We start from the raw sequence: 17,255 nt of genomic DNA, 5'->3' as shown, positions 1-17,255 counted from the left end.
GAACCGGCCGACCGCGCGTGCGCGCAGCGATGCCTTCGCGGCGTTGTTGCCGGCTTGCGCCGGCACCGGCGCACTCTACTCCCGTCGCACGCCGGCGGCGCGCGGCCCGTTCCCACGACCCCTAGCGGCAGTCGAGCCGCGTCCCCGCATCTACATCCGCGGTTCGAACTGCAGCGTGCCGCGCGTGTCGCAACGAGGGACCGGCTGCACGACCGGGTCTTCGCGATGCGCGATCCAGCAATCGTCGTAGACCGAGCAGTAGCAGATCGTCATGTCGAAGCGGTCCTGCGCGGCGTAGAAGATCTTCGCCTGTTGCAGGTCGGGGATGCGCAGTGCCTCGATCGTGGTTTCGCGATTCGTGTTCGGCGGCAGCACCTTGCCGTAGACCTGTGCGTACGAAGCCGGTACGCGGGCATCGCCGTAGAGCACGCGGAACACGTCCTTCCAGTGCTCGACCGGCTTGCCGTCGAGCGTCATCGTGACCGACTCGATGCGCGCGGGGCCGACGCCGTCGTTGTCGACCTGCCATGTGTAGCCGACATGGTCGCCTTCGTCGCTGATGCTGTAGCCGATCGACAGATAGGGCCAAACGCTCGCGCGTGACTGGTTCTGCATGAGTCGCGTCTGCACGTTCATCTGCTGCGCCTGGTACGCGCCGAGCGACAGCGCGAGCACGCTCACGAGGAGCGCGCACAGGCTGCTGTATTCGGCGAGGCGCGCACGTCGATCGGTCGCCGCGGCGGCGGGTTGCTCGTCGGTCATCGCACTCTTCTCCCTGGGAAATCCCGCTCGATTATCCCGCTTGGGGCGTGCGAACGGGGTGTGAACGGCACCGCGAATTCGCCCTTGCCGATGCACGACGTTCATCGAGACCGCCGTAACGTCCCGACAGGCGCATGTGCGTCGCTCCACCGGAGGGGAAACCATGGCATCCAGGCAAGACATCATCGAACTCGAGAAGAAGTTCTGGCAGACGATGGTCGATCGCGACGTCGACACGGCGACCGCGATGATGGCCGACACGGCGATCGTCACGGGCGCGCAGGGTGCCGCGTCGATCGACACCAAGACGTTCGCGAAGATGATGAAGGAAGGCAGCTGGAGCCTGCGCTCGTTCAAGCTCGACAAGCTGCAGGTGCAGTTCACCAACGACGATACCGCGATCATCGGCTACGAGGTGACCGAGAAGCTCACCGTCGACGGCAAACCGCTCGAGTTGACCGCATACGATGCATCGGTGTGGACGCGCGTCGACGGCGACTGGAAATGCGCGTTGCACACCGAGTCGGTGAAGGGCGATCCGTTCGGGCGCGATCGCGTGAAGGCGGCGGCCTGACGCTTCGGCCGAACCGACGCTGCGCGCACCGATAGGCATCGGGCGGGCGATGCGGCAAGCTCGACGCATGCAGCCGATCGATGGACGAGCGAAGGCTGGCGCGCGACGCGCGTGGATCGAACACCTCGAGCGCGATGCCGTGCTCGAGGTGCCCGAGCGCCTGCGCGAACGTGCGGAAGTGCTCGATCAGCTCGACCTGCATTTCCATGGATCGCCCGAATCCGCATCGGGCGAACCGGACCTGCACCGTCGCGCGAGCGCGCTGCGTGATCGCCTCGAGGCAGTCGACCGGCGGCTCTGCGCGGACCTACGCGTGGACCTGTGCAACGGCTGCGGCGGCGAACGCCTGCTGCGGTTCGCGAACGGCAGCGCCGCGAGCGGCGACCACTACGATTACCTCGACGATCTCGTCGCCGGCGTGCTGCAGCTCGAAGCGCCCGGCGACGTGCCCGATCCCGGGCCCGACATGGTGTTCTACCAGCCGACACCCGCGCGCCACGTCTTCGAGCTCATTGCACGGACACCGCTCGGTGCCGATGACGTGTTCGTCGACCTCGGCTCCGGGCTCGGCCACGTACCCTTGCTCGTCGGCGCGTGCTCCGCGGCACGCGCACTCGGCGTCGAGCTGCAGGCGGCCTACGTCGAACGCGCGCGAGCCGCCGCGACCGCGTTGTGCCTCGATCGCGTCACCTTCGTCGAACAGGATGCACGTGCCGCGGATTTCTCCGAAGGCACCGTGTTCTATCTCTACACTCCGTTCGGCGGCTCGATCCTGCGCACGGTGCTCGATGCGCTGCGCGCGCAAGCGGAGCGGCGCGCGATACGCATCTGCAGTTACGGGCCGTGTACGGCAACGGTCGAACGCGAGGCCTGGCTGAAGGCGCGAACCGCGGAGACTGCGGATCGTATCGCCGTGTTCGAATCGCTTCCCGGTTGAAGGCGGCCGCGCGCGCGTGCCGCTCGTGCAAAAGTATCAGGCGATGTCGATGACCACCTTGCCGCGCGCGTGGCCGCGCTCGACGTGGGCGATCGCGCGCGCGACATCGTCGAACCCGTAGTGGCATTCGATCGCCGGCACGATCGTCCGGTCGGCGAGGAACCGGCCGAGCAGGGCGAGGTCGTCGTGGTTCGAGCGCGCCATGTGCAGGCGAAATCGCTGGCGTCCGAGCGAGAGCGGCTTCGCGAGCAGGAACGCCTGCAACAACTGCGGCCCGCCGCCGCCCACGAGGACGTAAATGCCTGCCGGGCCCAGCACGCAACGGTAATCGAAGATGGAGCGATGCGCGTTGACACCGACGACGAGGTCATAACGCACGTCGTCGTGAAGGAAGTCCTCGCGCGTGTAGTCGATCACCCGATCGGCGCCGAGCGCGGCAGCCTGCGCGGCGTTCGTGCCGCTGCAGACGGCGGTGACCGTCGTGCCCAGCGTGCGTGCGATCTGGATCGCGAACGTGCCGACGCCGCCGGCGGCCCCGTCGAGCAGCACGCGCTGGCCGGATTTCGCATGGCCCGCGTCGCGCAGGGCCTGCAGCGCGGTGATCGCCGCGACGGGAACGCTCGCGGCTTGCGCGTACGTCGCGTTGCCCGGCTTCGGTGCGACCTGCGTGGCGCGCGCGCAGACGTATTCGGCGAATGCGCCGGCACCGCTGCCGAACACCGCGTCGCCGGCTTCGAACGCCGTGACGTTGCTGCCGACGGCTTCAACGTCGCCGGCAAAGTCGTGCCCGAGCTTCGTGCGCGCCGGCCGCCGCAGACCGCCGGCGGCGAGGCGTGCGGGAAACGGCGTCCCGCGCAGCAGCCGCCAGTCCATCGCGTTGACCGATGCCGCGCGCACGCGTACGAGGATTTCGTCATCGCCCGGCATCGGCCTGGGGAGCTCGGCCATGCGCAGCATTTCCGGACCGCCGTACTCGGAACGAATGATGGCTTTCACGGCGGTGCCTCCCGATGAAGCGCGTTCGCGCCGACGCAGGACTGCCTTGGGGTGGTCCGCATCGAACTCAATCCAGGTCGATGCCCGGATACCAGCCGCTCTTCGCGAGGAACGCGTGGGCGTCGGTCATCGTGAGGATCTCGCGCAGCGCGACGCGCTTGTCGCGCGCGTGACGGTAGTACGCCTTCACGATGCGGTAGCCGACCCAGTAGCCGAGGTCGGCAGGCTTGTCCGGCTTGCTGTTGTAGAGCCAGTCGGACAGGTCGGTCTTGTCGACGTCGGCAGCGAACGCGGTCTCGATCGCCTTCTCGCGACCGCGCGTGAGCGCCGGGAAGTAGCCGGAGGAGACATGGCCGGCGATGAGTTCGGCGACGAACTCCGCGGTGCCTTCGGCGAGTGAACCTTCGAGCACGCTCGGATGTTCGTTGTCGACGAGCGAGGCTGCCTGCTGCGTGTGCGCGTACTCGTGCGCGATCACGGTGACGAAGCGTTCCTCGACGTCGGGGTTGAGCCAGTCGGTCGCGCACAGCGCCTCGAGGCCGATCTGCACGCCGGCGACCGGGCTGCCGATGCCGACCGGCTTGCCGCGACCGACCGCGATCGTCACGGGCGGCAAATGGGACTCGGGATACAGCTGCGCGAGCTTCGCGATCGCTTTCGCGAGGCGCACGCGCACGCGCGGAAGCACGACCATGCAACGTTTCGCGTCGGCGTAGACCGCGGGGCGCTTTTCGATCGTCTCGGCGATGCGTGCGCCGGTGACGTTGCGACGGCGGGCGAGTTCGTGCAGCCCTTCGGAACCCGCATCGAGATAGTCGTGCTGCAGTTGCTCCGCGCCCGGATGGCCGCTGGCGGCGTCGTAGATGCGGTAGAAGCGATCGACGTCGTCGGTGTGGATCACGGGAGCGGCGGTGGGCACGTCCTTCGCCAGCGCCGGCGCCGCGAGGGCAAGGCCGAAGGTCGTCGCGGCAAGACAACGGATCATCAGGGCTCGCTCGCTGCAAGGGACGTTGACCGTACACGAGCATCGCGACCCGGCGCATGTGACTGAAGTGACGGCTCGCTGCGCGGTGGTTGCCGATCGGCCTGGCATCTAAACCCTCGATCGCTTCGAGGCATCGAAGCGCCGACGGGAAGCGAGCGCACCGGCGACGGTGCCAGGGTCGTGACTTTCCGCACGCGTGGCGGGTCGTCGCGTGTCGCGACCATCGCATCCCTTCACGAATGCACGTCGTGCATTCGCGAACCCAATCGGAGTGATGCATGAAGAACCAGTGGGTGGCACTCGGAGCGGTGATGGCGGTGGCAGCCGGCGGCAGCGCGCGTGCCGGCGTCGACTTGTCCGTGCTCGACGCGTCGATGGCCGGGCCGCGCGCGCAGGTGCTCGTGCTCGGCAGCGTGCACCTGTCGGGCATGTCGAAGGACTTCAAGCCGGCCTCGCTCGAGCCCGTGCTCGAGCGGCTCGCCGCGTTCAAGCCCGACGTGATCACGATCGAGAACATCCCGGGCGAGGGCTGCGATCTGCTCGCACGCCATCCGGCGGTGTATCCGCCCGACAACGTCGCGCCGTACTGCAACAACACCGATGCGGCGAAGAAGGCGACCGGGCTGGATGTACCCGCGGCGATCGCGGAAGCGAACAAGACGTTGGCGCAATGGCCAGCGCAACCGACACCGGCCCAGCGCCGGCACCTTGCCTCGCTGTTCCTCGCCGCGAACGATTCTTCGTCGGCGGTGGTGCAGTGGTGGCAGCTGCCGCAGGCGGAGCAGCATGCGGGTGACGGCCTCGACGAGGCACTCGTCGCGCTGCTGGCCAAGCGCGGTGCCCGCAACAACGAGAGCGACCAGATCGCCGCGCGCCTGGCCGCCCGCCTCGGCCTGCAGCGCGTCTACCCGATCGACGACCACACCGGCGACAACGTCACGGTCGCGGACGAGGAAGCCTACGGCGACGCGGTGCAGAAGGCGTGGGAGGCGGCCCGGGCGAAGGCGAAGCCGATGCGCGACCGCGAGGACGAGCTGAAGAAGGGCGGCGACATGCTCGCGCTGTATCGCTACGTCAACAGCCCCGAGGTGATGCGCATCGCGATCGACGCCGACTTCGGCGCCGCGATGCGCGACCCGTCGTCGCAGCACTACGGCCAGCTCTACGTCGCGGGCTGGGAGACGCGCAACCTGCGCATGGTCGCGAACATCCGTGCCGCATTCCGCGAGCATCCCGGCGCTCGCGTGCTGTCGATCGTCGGCAGTTCGCACAAGCCGTGGTTCGACGACCTGCTCGGCCGGATGCAGGGCGTCGACGTCGTCGACGTGGAGAAGATCCTGCGCGATCGATGAGGGGAGATTCCCTCAGTACGCGTGGATGCGAGGTTCATCACATTTGAAATAGGATGCAAAAGTGGAACCTCGATGCCGCCGCGACGCGTCGCCGCGGCATCGAGGAGATCCGCCATGAGCATCGCGAAGACGTCCGGAACCTGGCAGCGCATCGCCGTTTTCGAGATCGACGCCGACGCGCCGATCGTCGACGACCTGCGCGGCAATGCGCCCGATTCCCGCCACCTGATCATCCCCGCGCGCGAGTCGCCGCCGGGTTTGCGCTGGTACGAGGTCTACGTCGATTTCGGCATCGGCGAAGTGCTGGCGATCCGGCTCGCGCAGGCGCAGTTGCAAGCCGTCCAGCGGTGGGCGACGGCCGGGCTGATGCCGGGTTTCCGCCTCGTCAGCGGCGTCGAATGGCTGACGGCCGACGGCGTGCGACCGCGCACCGAATGGCGCCTGGACAAGGTGTCCGGAGCGCGCGACCTGAACTGATGCCCGCGTTGCCGCGAGCGCCCGGACGATCCGCTCAGGTGAGCCACGCTTCCAGTTCGCGCAGCGCCTGCGCCTGCGGGAGTTCCGAGTCGCCGGCGGGTTCGTGCCGCCGGCCTTCGTAGGCGACCACCAGTTCTCCGAACGGGTCATCGACCGATTCGGTCTCCTCGATGACCAGTTCCAGATCCTCCAGCGCCTCTTCGACACCGGCCACATCGAGCGGCATGCGGAGCATCAGGGTCCAGGTGACGAAGGTCGCACCGGCATCACCCGCGCGCGCGGCAAGCACGGCTTTCGCCAATGCCCCGGACCGGTTCGCGAGATGGGCTCGCGCGGGCGCCTCGGCGTCGAATACCGCGATCGCTTCGCCTTGTGCCTGCAGATCCCCGGTGGCGACGTTTTCGAAGCTGGAGATGACGACGTAGCTCAAGGGATCGCCTTCGATGCGGGAACGAAGCGTTGATCGTCGCACGGGCCGGATCGCCGGAGAAGCGGCACGGACGCCTGGCCAGCGGGCCGGACGCTCCAGGCGTCGCCCGTCGAGGCGCCGCGAGCGAGGCGCTGCGGCCAGGCCTCAGGGGGCGATTGGAGTGGTCGCGGCACGACCGGGATCGGCAATGGCGGCGGGTGCGGATGCGTCGCTGCCCGTTGGCAAAGAGTGTACATTGCGCACAAAGAATCACCGCCAGCGAGGAGCCGCGCCATGAGCACGAAGCCGTCGAAGAGTCCGTCGATGTATTTCCCGCCGACCTTCAAGCTCGGAGAAGCCGCGGTGTGCGCGTCGCTCGTGCTGACCGCCTACGACCAGTTCAACCAGTGGGTCAAGCAGGGATATCCGCCTCAGTCCGGCTTCAAGTGGACGCCGAACGGGCTCGGCCTGCAGTATGGGGCGCCGCTCTGGGCGACCGTGACCGTGCTCGACATCGGCTGGCCCGAGCCGTTCGGGTTCGTCGCCTGGGACGGCAGCGGCAACGCGTTCATCGTGTTCCGCGGCACGATGACCAAGGCCGACGCGGTCATCGACGCCGAAGTCGACCAGGCCGCCTACACGCTCGCTGCTGGCTTCGGCAACGTGCAGGTCGGCTGGAACGACGTGTACGCGACGTTGAGCCCGTCATTGCTCGGCCAGCTCGCGCAGGCCGGTGCGGTGAGCCGGCTGTACTTCACCGGACACAGCATGGGCTCGGCCTTGTCGACGCTCGCCGTGCCCGACGTCGCGACCAACTCGACGATCAAGCCTGCCGCGGGTCGCAGCTACGTGCACTACAACTTCGCCAGCCCGCGTGTCGGGGACACCGGCTTCGCCGCCGGCATGAACTGGAGCGTGCAGGCGCCGACGTTCCGCGTGGTCAACACCGAAGACATCGTGCCCGACGTGCCGCCGCCGCTGCTCGGTTCGACCGTCTATCAGCACGTCGGCACGCCGGTCGACTTCACCGCCGAGTACCTGACGACCGACGGCAACCACAGCATGGCCGACTGCTACTGGTATGCGATCAACCATCCGGGACAGCCGCAGGGACCCGTCCCAGGCTCGCTTGCATTGAACCGGCTCGTGCGCGCGGACGGCGGCGTCACCGACTATGCGCCGCTCGTCCCGGCGGGCTGACCCGCGGATCGATTCAGCGTCGGGTCGGCGCCGCGTCCGCGAGGCCGTGTTCGCGCAGCAGGGTTTCGATGCGCCGCTGCGCGTGGATGCGATCGTCGCCCGGCGCGATCGACCGCAGGATGTCGTCCGCGCGGTTGCGGAATGCATCGAATGCGCGCGAACGCCCCAGGCTTTCGACGAGGCCGGGCAGGTCCGCCGCAAGCTGGTCGAGGTTGCCGTCGAGCTGGGCGCGTGAGAGCTGCATGCGACTACCGTACACATCGCGGCATGCTCCGCGCTGAACGATCGGTGCCGCGGATGAACACCGATGCGGCGGGGGCGATATAGTGCGCGCCCATGAACCTGCCTCGTCGCTCCCTGCGCGCCTCGTGCGCCGTGGTCCTCCTCGCCGCGAACGCGTGCATCGGCAGCGGTGCCGTTTGCGCGGCCGAATCGTCGTCGGGCACCGGATTCTGGCTCGGTTGCTACGAACTCACGTTCGGCGACGATGCTTCCAAGACGCGCGTCGTGCGCCTGACCGACACGGCGGTGCCAGCGAGTCCGGGCAGCTACGCGGTCGAGTCCGTGCCGGCGTCCGACGCCGATCTCGCAAGCGTGTGGCGCCCGGTCAGCGCGACTTCGATCCGCCTCGGCGTGAGCAACGGCCGCACCGGCTGGACGGCCGAACTCAAGGCGAACGAGGGTACGTTCGTCGGGTCGTCTAACTGGGTCGACGACACCGGCAAGAGTGGCGCGGGCTATATCGTGACCGCGAAAAGCATCGCCTGCGATACGACCGCGGCAGGTGCATCGAAGCCGTGACGTTCGAATGCGCGACGCGTCCCTGCGTCGCTTCCGTCGCCGCTGCACTCCGGATTGCCGGAAGGCCCGACGAGTCTTCAGCCCGCGCGAACGAGGATCCGCGAACTCGCTGCACGATGAACGCGCAGAAATGGATTGTCGCTTCGCTCGGAATGGCGATGCGCTCGCCTGGCCCGGAGCCTGGCCTAACGGAACAGCAGCACGAGCAGGATGATGAGCAGGAGCAGGCCGCCACCGCTCGGGTAGTAGCCCCAGGCGGTGCTGTACGGCCACACCGGCAGTGCGCCGAGGACGAGCAGGATCAGCAGGACGAGCAGGATCGTACGCAGCATGGGACCTCCCTTGGTTGTCGTGCGCGAAGCGGTATCCGCATCGGCAGCGTGCGGGTGGCCGCCTATATGAACGCGGAATGGCTCCCGGCGCGCGAGGCATTCGTTCAGGCGGCCGTGGCGAACCGTTCGCCGCATGCCCGATGGCGCAGCGTTGCCCCGACGCGCTAGCCTCGCGCGATCGTGCGCTCGCCACCGCGGAGTCCTGCATGTCGATTCCTCGATTCGCCCTCGCTACGGCACTCGCGCTGTCGTGGTCCGTCGCGGCAACCGCCGCGCCTGCGTCGAAGGCGGTGTTCGAACAGCTGAAGTCGCTTGCCGGAGACTGGCACAGCACGAAGAAGGGCAGTGCGACGGTGGTGAACTACCGCACGATCGCCAACGGCACGACGGTCGTCGAGAGCTGGACGATGTCGCCGACGCGGCAGTCGATGACCGTGTACACGATGGACGGTGATCGCCTGCTGGCGACCCACTACTGCCCGCAGGGCAACGCGCCGCGCCTGCAGTTCACTTCCCCCGACGCATCGGGCGCGTACCGTTTCGACTTCCTCGACGGCGCCAACCTGCAGGATCCGGAAGGCTCGCACGAGCACGCCTTCCGCTTGCGGCTCGATGTCCCGGGCGCGATCACGCGCAACGAGACCTACATCCGCAACGGAAGCCACTATGATCCCGCGCGGGACCAGGGCGAAGACGAAACGTTCGAGCGCACGAGGTAGGCGCGACCGCGGCGTGTCCGGCGGCGGTACGCCTTCGATTTTTCGCGGCAGGCGATGTCTCATTCGCATGCGCTTGATCGTTCCTCGCGAAAAATGGGAGATCCGTTCATGTCGCGTGCTTCGCTTCCGCTGTCCCTGCTGTTCGGTTCCGTCGCCTTGCTCGCCGCCTCCGCGGTATCGGCGCAGTACGTGTTCGTCGGGCCGGCGAGCGATCCCGACTGCGACTACCACGCGATCCAGGACGCGGTGGACGCCTGGGCCGCGTCGCCGAGCACCGACTTCCTCACGGTCTACGTCACGAGCGAGCAGGCGTACGCGGCGACCGCGGTGACGATCCCGACGCCGGCCGCGAGCAGCGGCATCGCGCTCACCGGCGGCATGCCGTCGTGCCACCTGCAGGCGGCAACCGGCCATGTCGTGCTTGACGGCATGGGCAACGGCGGCCTGCCGGTGGTCGACGTGAACGGTACGGTCGCCGGTGACGCGCGGCGCTTCCAGGTCACGCTCGGTCCGCTCGAGATCACCGGTGGCAACGTGGTCGGAAATGGCGGCGGTGTGCGCGTGCGCGGCAATGTCGTGCTCACCCTGTTCGAAGCGGACGTGCACGACAACACGGCGACCAACGGCGGCGGCGTCAGCATCGAGGCGAGCGCGGCCGGCGAGCCGCAGCTCGTGCTCGTCGGCAACCAGGCACCTGCGGCGATGCGCGACAACGACGCGACGCAGGACGGCGGCGGCTTGTACTGCGCGAACGCGACCGTCTACTGCGACCGCTACTGCCGCGTCGCCGGCAACACCGCGGGCGGCAAGGGCGGCGGCATCGCGCAGCAGGCGTGCGATACGTCGCTGTATCCGTCGCCGTCGATCGTGACCGATCCCGACGTCGGCATTCGCGCGAACTCCGCGGCCGGTGACGGCGGTGGCGCCTGGGCCTCGGGCGGCTATTTCAATCTCGGCGCGAACACGCCGCTCAAGCCGGTGCCGGTCGCCGGCAACAGCGCGGGTGGCAGCGGCGGCGGCGTCTATCTTACGGGCGTCGGTGCGGGTTCGTCGCTGACATTCCGCGGCGTGCACTTCGACGGCAACAGTGCCGGCGCCGATGCCGGTGCGCTGTACGCCGACACGAGCCTGCTCATGATCGATGCGACGTTCACGCTCGGCTGCGGCGGCGCCTTCGACGGCTGCCCGCGCTTCAGCGGCAACCACGCGACCGGAACCGGCGGAGCGCTCGTGCTCGCCGGCGATGCGAGCCTGCTCGCCTGGAACCTCGTGTTCGCCGGCAACGACGCCGCGCACGCGAGCGTGCTGCAGATCGGCGCGTCGGGTTCGGGCGCGACCCTGATCGACACCCACGTCGCCGGCAACCACGGTGCCCCCGAGCTGCTGCGTTCGTCCGGCGGCTACATCGACCTGCGCTACGTGACGATCGCCGACAACGGCGGCGACGACGACGCACTGATCCGCTTCGATGCGCCGGGTGGCTTCAGCGCTGGCAACAGCATCCTGTGGGACGACGACGGCGTCGCCACCGGCGTCGTGCTCGCGGCGCCGGCCGGATCGACGTTCAATGTCAACTGCGTGCTCGTGCATGAGGACAGCGCGCTGGCCGGCCAGCCCGGCGTCACCGGTCTCGTCGTTGCCGACCCGCAATGGGACATGAGCGGCGCCTATCCCGCGGGCATGTACGTGCCTGGGGCGGACTCGCCCGCAGTGGACGCCTGCGGCGCCGGCCCCGGCAACATCGCCGACCTCATCGGCACCGTGCGCCCGCAGGATCTGGCCAAGCCCGATGCGACCGGACCGTACGACATGGGTGCGATCGAACGCATGCCCGACCTCATCTTCGCGGATGGATTCGAGCTGCCGTGAACGCGTGGGGCCGCTGCGTTCGCGCGGACGACGGTCGTGTCCGGCGCGAAGCCGAAATCAATCGGCCGTGTCGAACCCGTCGATGAACACGGGACCGACACTGTCGAGCCCCGAGACGCGCCAGCTCAGATAGACGACGTCCGCACCGATGCGGCGGGTGCCGAAACCGGCGACGACGTCGCCGTCGTCGCTCGCCACGAGGGCAGTCTCGAGAGTCCAGTCCGTGAGGTCGAGACCTTCCGCCTGCAACTGGTCGGCCAGCTTCACCGTGCCAGTGGCGCGCGACCAGATGCTCGCGTCGGACAGGAACATGAAGAGCTGGCCGTAGATGCGCGTCGCATCGCCGTTGACGGCATGCGCGTTACCCGGGCTGATCGCGCCCCAATCGGCGGAAGCCAGGTCGGAGAAGCCTCCCGTCCCGGACCAGCGGAACTGCAGCGGGCGCATGCCGACACCCGGATTGGCGTTGTATCTGCCGACGACGACGGCTCCGTCCGCACTCACCGCATTCGCTTCCGCCCAGGCCGGCGACGACGGCGCGGGAGAGAGGTCCTGCAGGCCGCCCTGTGCGGTCCAGCGGAACGCATGATTGCCCGATGATCCGACGACGGTCGTCCCATCGCGGCTGACGGCATTGGCGCTTCCGCTCGCCGCGCCGTCGAAGGCGCCGAGGCTGCGCATGCCGTTGGTCGCATCCCAGATCCACGGCACGGAACCCTGCGGGGTCGTCGCGCGGCCGACCACGACGGCGCCGTCTGCGCTCACACCCAGTGCGTCGCTTGCGCTGGTGCCGGGCAGCGCACCGAGGTCTTGCAGGCCGCCGGCTTCCGTCCAGCGGAACGCATGACTGGGCGAGCCCAGCGTGCCGACGATGACCGAGCCGTCGACATTCGCGGCAGATGCGATCTTCGCACCGACGATTTCGTGCAGGCTGCCGTCCCATCGAAACGCGCGTCCTTCGTCGACGCCGACGATGATGCGGCCGTCGCCGCTGATGCCCACGACGCCAGCCCAGTCCTGGGTGGCGCCGGGCAGGCGGCCGAGATCGACGATGGCGAGCGCCGCGTCCGCGTCGCGCATCGCTGCGACGTGCACGCACGCAACGCCTGCGCCGGCCAGCAGGCACGCACGCATCGGAGCGGGGAGCTGTCGAAGCATTGTCCCGGTTCCCTCGCATTGCATCATCGCGTGACGAGTATAGACCCGGCCGCGAGCGGCGGGACTGCCTCGACGAATCCACAACCGGACTTTTACGTGCGCATTACGACATCGCAACCAGAATGGGCCTGCATGAAGGAGAAGGGGCATGCGCGGCGGTACGCGATCGGTGGTGGCTGGGAGCGGACTCGAACCGGGCCAGGCGTTCGCGCGCGTCGCGTTTGCCGCGGATCGACGACCGTGGCAGCGCAGCCTGCGTTGGGAGCGGTATCGGCCCGGGCCACGGCGCCTCGTCGTCACCACGCTCGTCGCGATCGTGGCGACGGTGCTCGAGTTGTCGGGATTCGACGCGCTCATGCGCGAGCGCTTCGATCGCACGCACGAGGCGGTCGCATCGACGCCGTTCGTGGTTCACTTCGAGGACCTGCTGCCCGCGCCGCCACCGGAACCGGAGCCTGTGCGTCGCGCGCGCGACTCCGCCGTCGCCGGTGCGCGAGCGCCTGCACGGCGCGAGCGCACCGAAGAGCGACCGCGCCGCCCGCGCGATGCGTTGGACGTCGCGCCGCCCGTGCCGGTGGAAACACCGCCGCTGCTGGTCGATCGCGACGGGCGTGCATTGCTGCCCGACGGTCGTGTACTCGTCGCACCGAAGGACGGTGCGGCGATGTTCCGCCACGATTCGCCCGTGCCGTACGCGCAGACGCGCTTCGAGCAGGCGTTCGCGCCGCGCGACGAAGACCTCGGTCACGAACTGATCCGGCGCACGACGGTCAAGCACACCTGGCGCACGCCGTGGGGCAGCCAGATCACGTGCAGCGCCTCGATGACGCTGATGTTCCTCGGCGGATGCGGCTGGGGCCTCGCGCCACGCGCAACCGCGGAAGAGCTGCGGCAGATGCGCGCCGACCCGCCACCGTCGAAACCGGACAAGTCGGCGTTGCGCGTGCTCGGCTCGTAGCGTCGCGGGTGGCGGAGGCTCAGCCGCGCGGGCGCGTGAGTTCGACGAGCAGTGCCGCGACCAGCGGCGACGCGGAGAGCGCACGGCGCGTCACTGCATGCACGCGTCGCGTGAGCGGCGTGCCGCGCGGGGCACGGATCGCGACGCCCTTCGTGGCCGCGGAGCGCGCGCCGAGTTCCGGCACGAGGCCGACGCCGAAGCCGGCCGCAACCATGCGCAGCAGCAGGTCGTAGTCGTCGATCGTGTGGGTGATCCGCGGCGCGAAGCCTGCGGCCGCGCACGCACGCTCGGCGAGTCGATGATCGTCGGACTGGCGCGAGCCGACGATCCAGTCCTCGTGCTCGAGGCGTCGCAGGGCGATCGTCGTCGCCGACGTCGCCATCGACGCCGGCAGCGCGACGCGCATCGGCTCCTCCAGCAGCACGTGCGTGACGAGCCCGGCGACCTCCGCGCGCGGCACGAGGTTGTAGGCGAAGCAGACCGCGAGGTGGCAACGGCCGTCGCGCACGGCGTCGAGTGCGTCGGGCGTTTCGAGTTCACGCACGACCACGTTCATGGCCGGATGGCGCGCCCGCACGCGCACGATCGCGGGAAGCAGGTGCGCCTTCGCGTAGCTCGCGAAGCAGGCGACGTCGAGTTCGCCGCCCGGCGCCTCGTGAGCGCTGCGCAGGTCACGTTCGGCGGCGTCGACGGCCTGCAGGATCGTTTCCGCGTGCGCGACGAGCTGCGCGCCTTCCGCGGTGAGGCGCACGCGCCGGCCGATCTGTTCGAGCAGCGCGACGCCGGTCTCGCGCTCGAGCGTGGCGAACTGCTGGGACACCGCCGAGGAGGTGAGCCCGAGCGCGTCGGCGACCGCGGTCATCGTTCCACGGCGCGCGAGTTCGCGGAGCAGGCGCAGGCGGGTGAGATCGAGCATGAAGAATATCTTACGATGATCATCACGTTTGTGAAGTAGACCTGATGATTGGGTCGGCGCTACCTTCGTGATCCCACACTGCCGGGACGCGCCATGGAAACGACACGACATGAACGAAGGCAGGTCGCCGCCGCGGGCGGTGCGGGGCTGGTCCTGCGTCGCGGCGAGCGACTGCGCGTCATCGACGAGGGCGGCGGGCAGACCGGTGACCTCGTCGCGTACTCGGTCGACGGCCTGCAGCGCCTCAGCAACGGCCGCACGTTCGACTACGCCGGTCGCATCCACGTGTCGACCGGCGACCTGCTCTGGTCCGACCGCAGCGAGCCGATGCTGGCGATCGTCGCCGACGACGCGGGGCGCCACGACTTCCTGCTCGCCGCCTGCAGCGCCGAGATGTATCGCCTCCAGTACCGCCACGCGGGATACCACGCGAACTGCACGGACAACCTTGCCGCGGCCGTGCGCGAGCTCGGCCTGCAGCCCGATCCGTTGCCGACGCCGCTGAACCTGTTCATGCGCGTCGACGTAGCCGACGGCGGGAGGCTCGTGTTCGGGCCGCCTTCGTCGCGCGCCGGCGACGCGATCGTGCTGCGCGCGGAAATGGATCTCGTCGTCGCGCTGTCGTCCTGTCCCGCATCGACCTGCAACGGCGGCGCGCCCGCGCGTCCGCTCGCGTACGAGATCCTCCACGACGATCCCCCGGAGTCGCATCGATGACGCGCATCGCCTTGCTCGGCATTCCCAACGACGACAACTCCTCGTACCTGCGCGGCGCCGCGGAAGCGCCGGCGCGCATCCGCACGCACCTGTTCTGCGACGCCTACAGCACGTGGAGCGAGACCGGCTTCGACCTCGGTGCGCCCGGCGCCGTCGTCGATCACGGCGACCTGCGTTTCGACGCGGCGACCGATCCATGGGAAGCCGTCGAGCACGCCGTCGTTCGGGCGATCGAGGTGGGCGACCCGCTGCTCTGCCTCGGCGGTGATCATGCGATCACGCATCCGATCCTGCGTGGCGTGCGCCGCTTCCACCCGCGGCTGTCGATATTGCACATCGACGCGCATGCCGACATCTACGAGAGCTACCAGGGAAACCCGCGGTCGCACGCGTCGCCATTCGCGCGGATCATGGAGGAGCGCCTCGCCGATCGCCTCGTGCAGGTCGGCCTGCGCACGATCAACGACGAGCATCGCGCGCAGTTCGCGCGCTTCGGCGTCGAGGTCGTCGAGGCTTCGCGCTGCGCTGCGCCGCTGCGGCTCGCGTTCGACATGCCCGTCTACGTCTCGATCGATATCGATGCGCTCGATCCCGCGTACGCGCCCGGCGTATCGCACCGCGAGCCGGGCGGGTTGAGCGTGCGCCGCGTCGTCGAGATCATCCAGTCGATCGACTACCCGATCGTCGCCGCCGACATCGTCGAGTACAACCCGCGCTGCGACGTCGCCGACCTCACCGTCGGCGTCGCCGCGAAGCTCGCCAAGGAAGTCGCGGGCATGATGGCGAGGAACGCGCCGCGGGGGCTGACCGGCGCGATCAGTCCTGTTTAGCGGCTGCGATGCGCGTGTCGGTGGCGATCCAGTTCATCTCCCAGGTGCGCCCGCCGTCGTCGGAGTAGGACTGCTCGAACCGGCAGCTGTCCGGCGTCGCGCACGCGATCACGAAGCGCACGAGGATGCTGCGGCCGCCGAGCGTGTCCAGGCCGTGGAACTCGCCGCGGCCGTCCTTGAAACGACCGAACAGCGGCGACGTGAGTTCGCCGTCGTCGAGCGGAGCGTAGTGGATGCTCCATTGCCGCGCCGACGCGTCGTAGAGGCGCAAGGCGACTCCCGCGATGCGGCCCGACGGCCCGGCGATATCGAGCTCGACCGTGTTCGCGCGCCCATCGAGCAGCTTGCGCACGATGCTGGTGCCGTCGAGTTCGACCCAGGTCTCCGATCCGCTCAGCGGGTGGACGCGCCGCGAGACGTGCGTCTTCCAGGTGCCGAACTCGAAGTCGAAATCGTGCGACGCGTCCTTCGGCGCGGGCTCCGTCGCGGCGGCCGCGAGCGGCGCCGCGAACCCGAGCGCGAGCAGGAAGGAAGGGGGGCGCATGCGCATGGCGATCTCCGTCGTGCCGCGATGCACGCAGTAGGCGGCGTGGCGGCGCCGCGCTCAAGAACCACTCGTGGGCGCGTCGGCCGAGCCAATCCGAGGCGCGACGCGACGCTGCGCGAGGAAGCGCGGATTGCGCAGCAGCGCGGCGGACACGAGCGACACCAGCACGCCGACCGGGAAGATCTCGGCGAACGTCATCGGCAGGCGGTAGAACGGATTCGCGTAATCGGCCTTGAAGGCCTCCATGTCCGCGGCGAACTTGGCGAGCGCGTCACCGCTGACGCCCTTCGCCTTTTGCCGCTGAGCAGGTTCGCGTAGCTGCCTGCGAAATCCATGTGAGTGAGGGCGAGCGCCGCCTCCCAGGCAGCGACGTAGAACAGTCCGGCGACGGCACTGATGCCCAGACCGAGGCCGAGCGCGCGCCAGAAACCGATCATGCCACCGAGATCGGTGTCGCGATGCCGTTTGATCGCGATGAACACCGCGCTCAGCGCGACGAGCATCGTCAGGTAGCCGATCGCCATGCCGTACGGGACCGGCTCGCGCCCGTTCATCGCGACCGCGAGGCCGAACAGCGGGACCGCTACGACCAGACCGGCGGCGATGCCGTAAGCGAGGATCTTGCGCAACATCGGACGTACTCCTGTAGCGGGTCGGGAACCCATTGGGCCGGCATGCGGCCGCGAAGACCATCGGCTGAAAGGATGATTCAGCCC

At 68.9% G+C, this 17,255-nt stretch carries 22 protein-coding genes; 11 read left to right on the top strand and 11 right to left on the bottom strand.

From position 1 onward, the window contains the following. Positions 1–150: 150 nt before the first annotated feature. A complete protein-coding gene (locus tag FHW12_RS02765) occupies positions 151–762 on the bottom strand; it encodes a hypothetical protein (protein ID WP_182529459.1) in 612 nt (203 codons plus the stop codon). A gap of 163 nt (positions 763–925) precedes the next feature. On the opposite strand from FHW12_RS02765, the gene FHW12_RS02760 reads away from it, so the two are divergent. Next, a complete protein-coding gene (locus FHW12_RS02760; protein ID WP_182529458.1) occupies positions 926–1,336 on the top strand; it encodes a nuclear transport factor 2 family protein in 411 nt (136 codons plus the stop codon). Positions 1,337–1,403: 67 nt separating this feature from the next. Further along, a complete protein-coding gene (locus FHW12_RS02755; RefSeq protein WP_182529457.1) occupies positions 1,404–2,273 on the top strand; it encodes a class I SAM-dependent methyltransferase in 870 nt (289 codons plus the stop codon). Between the two features lie 36 nt (positions 2,274–2,309). Here the strand turns inward: FHW12_RS02755 and FHW12_RS02750 are convergent, their stop codons facing one another. After that, on the bottom strand, positions 2,310–3,269 hold the full coding sequence (locus FHW12_RS02750; protein ID WP_182529456.1) for an NAD(P)-dependent alcohol dehydrogenase: 960 nt from the start codon (positions 3,267–3,269) through the stop codon (positions 2,310–2,312). A 67-nt stretch (positions 3,270–3,336) separates the two neighbouring features. Then, the gene (locus FHW12_RS02745; protein ID WP_182529455.1) at positions 3,337–4,254 is read right to left on the bottom strand and encodes a DUF2268 domain-containing putative Zn-dependent protease; all 918 of its coding nucleotides are present in this window, start codon (positions 4,252–4,254) and stop codon (positions 3,337–3,339) included. 293 nt (positions 4,255–4,547) lie between these two features. On the opposite strand from FHW12_RS02745, the gene FHW12_RS02740 reads away from it, so the two are divergent. Then, positions 4,548–5,606 carry a DUF5694 domain-containing protein gene (locus tag FHW12_RS02740; RefSeq protein WP_310735161.1) on the top strand — a complete coding sequence of 353 codons (1,059 nt, stop codon included), beginning with the start codon at positions 4,548–4,550 and terminating at the stop codon, positions 5,604–5,606. Between the two features lie 114 nt (positions 5,607–5,720). Beyond that, a complete protein-coding gene (locus FHW12_RS02735; RefSeq protein WP_182529454.1) occupies positions 5,721–6,083 on the top strand; it encodes a hypothetical protein in 363 nt (120 codons plus the stop codon). 34 nt (positions 6,084–6,117) lie between these two features. Here the strand turns inward: FHW12_RS02735 and FHW12_RS02730 are convergent, their stop codons facing one another. Continuing rightward, positions 6,118–6,513, bottom strand: coding sequence for a hypothetical protein (locus FHW12_RS02730; RefSeq protein ID WP_182529453.1), 396 nt, complete (start codon positions 6,511–6,513; stop codon positions 6,118–6,120). A 273-nt stretch (positions 6,514–6,786) separates the two neighbouring features. Between FHW12_RS02730 and FHW12_RS02725 the strand changes: the two genes are divergently transcribed. Then, entirely contained in the window at positions 6,787–7,692 is a 906-nt protein-coding gene (locus FHW12_RS02725) for a lipase family protein (protein WP_182529452.1), read from the top strand. A 13-nt stretch (positions 7,693–7,705) separates the two neighbouring features. Here the strand turns inward: FHW12_RS02725 and FHW12_RS02720 are convergent, their stop codons facing one another. Further along, positions 7,706–7,936 (bottom strand): hypothetical protein, encoded by a 231-nt coding sequence (locus tag FHW12_RS02720; RefSeq protein ID WP_182529451.1) that lies wholly within the window; start codon positions 7,934–7,936, stop codon positions 7,706–7,708. Between the two features lie 92 nt (positions 7,937–8,028). Here FHW12_RS02720 and FHW12_RS02715 point away from each other — a divergent pair, with 92 nt between their 5' ends. Then, positions 8,029–8,493: a hypothetical protein gene (locus tag FHW12_RS02715; protein ID WP_182529450.1), complete on the top strand. Its 465-nt coding sequence runs from the start codon at positions 8,029–8,031 to the stop codon at positions 8,491–8,493. Positions 8,494–8,678: 185 nt separating this feature from the next. On the opposite strand, the gene FHW12_RS02710 is transcribed toward FHW12_RS02715, so the two are convergent. Beyond that, positions 8,679–8,825, bottom strand: coding sequence for a DUF3309 family protein (locus FHW12_RS02710; RefSeq protein ID WP_182529449.1), 147 nt, complete (start codon positions 8,823–8,825; stop codon positions 8,679–8,681). A 206-nt stretch (positions 8,826–9,031) separates the two neighbouring features. Between FHW12_RS02710 and FHW12_RS02705 the strand changes: the two genes are divergently transcribed. Further along, positions 9,032–9,544 carry a hypothetical protein gene (locus tag FHW12_RS02705; protein WP_182529448.1) on the top strand — a complete coding sequence of 171 codons (513 nt, stop codon included), beginning with the start codon at positions 9,032–9,034 and terminating at the stop codon, positions 9,542–9,544. 108 nt (positions 9,545–9,652) lie between these two features. Continuing rightward, complete coding sequence (locus tag FHW12_RS02700; RefSeq protein ID WP_182529447.1) at positions 9,653–11,413, top strand: hypothetical protein; 1,761 nt, start codon at positions 9,653–9,655, stop codon at positions 11,411–11,413. Between the two features lie 57 nt (positions 11,414–11,470). On the opposite strand, the gene FHW12_RS02695 is transcribed toward FHW12_RS02700, so the two are convergent. Continuing rightward, positions 11,471–12,493, bottom strand: a complete 1,023-nt coding sequence (locus FHW12_RS02695; protein ID WP_182529446.1) for a hypothetical protein — start codon at positions 12,491–12,493, stop codon at positions 11,471–11,473. Positions 12,494–12,719: 226 nt separating this feature from the next. Here FHW12_RS02695 and FHW12_RS02690 point away from each other — a divergent pair, with 226 nt between their 5' ends. Continuing rightward, positions 12,720–13,529, top strand: a complete 810-nt coding sequence (locus FHW12_RS02690; RefSeq protein ID WP_182529445.1) for a hypothetical protein — start codon at positions 12,720–12,722, stop codon at positions 13,527–13,529. Positions 13,530–13,548: 19 nt separating this feature from the next. Here FHW12_RS02690 and FHW12_RS02685 read toward each other — a convergent pair whose 3' ends face one another. After that, positions 13,549–14,445: a LysR substrate-binding domain-containing protein gene (locus FHW12_RS02685; protein ID WP_182529444.1), complete on the bottom strand. Its 897-nt coding sequence runs from the start codon at positions 14,443–14,445 to the stop codon at positions 13,549–13,551. 93 nt (positions 14,446–14,538) lie between these two features. Here FHW12_RS02685 and FHW12_RS02680 point away from each other — a divergent pair, with 93 nt between their 5' ends. Continuing rightward, on the top strand, positions 14,539–15,162 hold the full coding sequence (locus FHW12_RS02680) for a DUF1989 domain-containing protein (protein ID WP_182529443.1): 624 nt from the start codon (positions 14,539–14,541) through the stop codon (positions 15,160–15,162). Then, complete coding sequence (locus FHW12_RS02675; RefSeq protein ID WP_182529442.1) at positions 15,159–15,992, top strand: arginase family protein; 834 nt, start codon at positions 15,159–15,161, stop codon at positions 15,990–15,992. Before FHW12_RS02680 ends, FHW12_RS02675 begins: the two co-directional genes overlap by 4 nt. Here the strand turns inward: FHW12_RS02675 and FHW12_RS02670 are convergent. The 3 genes from FHW12_RS02670 to FHW12_RS02665 are packed head-to-tail and all read right to left on the bottom strand — an operon-like array spanning position 15,979 to position 17,171. Continuing rightward, positions 15,979–16,542: a hypothetical protein gene (locus FHW12_RS02670; RefSeq protein WP_182529441.1), complete on the bottom strand. Its 564-nt coding sequence runs from the start codon at positions 16,540–16,542 to the stop codon at positions 15,979–15,981. The two genes, FHW12_RS02675 and FHW12_RS02670, sit on opposite strands and share 14 nt — an antisense overlap. Before the next feature lie 54 nt (positions 16,543–16,596). Further along, a complete protein-coding gene (locus FHW12_RS21040; RefSeq protein ID WP_220484287.1) occupies positions 16,597–16,785 on the bottom strand; it encodes a hypothetical protein in 189 nt (62 codons plus the stop codon). Next, positions 16,734–17,171 (bottom strand): DUF4199 domain-containing protein, encoded by a 438-nt coding sequence (locus FHW12_RS02665; RefSeq protein ID WP_220484286.1) that lies wholly within the window; start codon positions 17,169–17,171, stop codon positions 16,734–16,736. Before FHW12_RS02665 ends, FHW12_RS21040 begins: the two co-directional genes overlap by 52 nt. Positions 17,172–17,255: the final 84 nt, after the last annotated feature.

Origin of the sequence: Dokdonella fugitiva, assembly GCF_014138265.1 — a bacterium.
GTDB classification, from domain to species: domain Bacteria; phylum Pseudomonadota; class Gammaproteobacteria; order Xanthomonadales; family Rhodanobacteraceae; genus Dokdonella_A; species Dokdonella_A fugitiva_A.
This window is presented reverse-complemented; position numbering and strand designations above follow the sequence as displayed.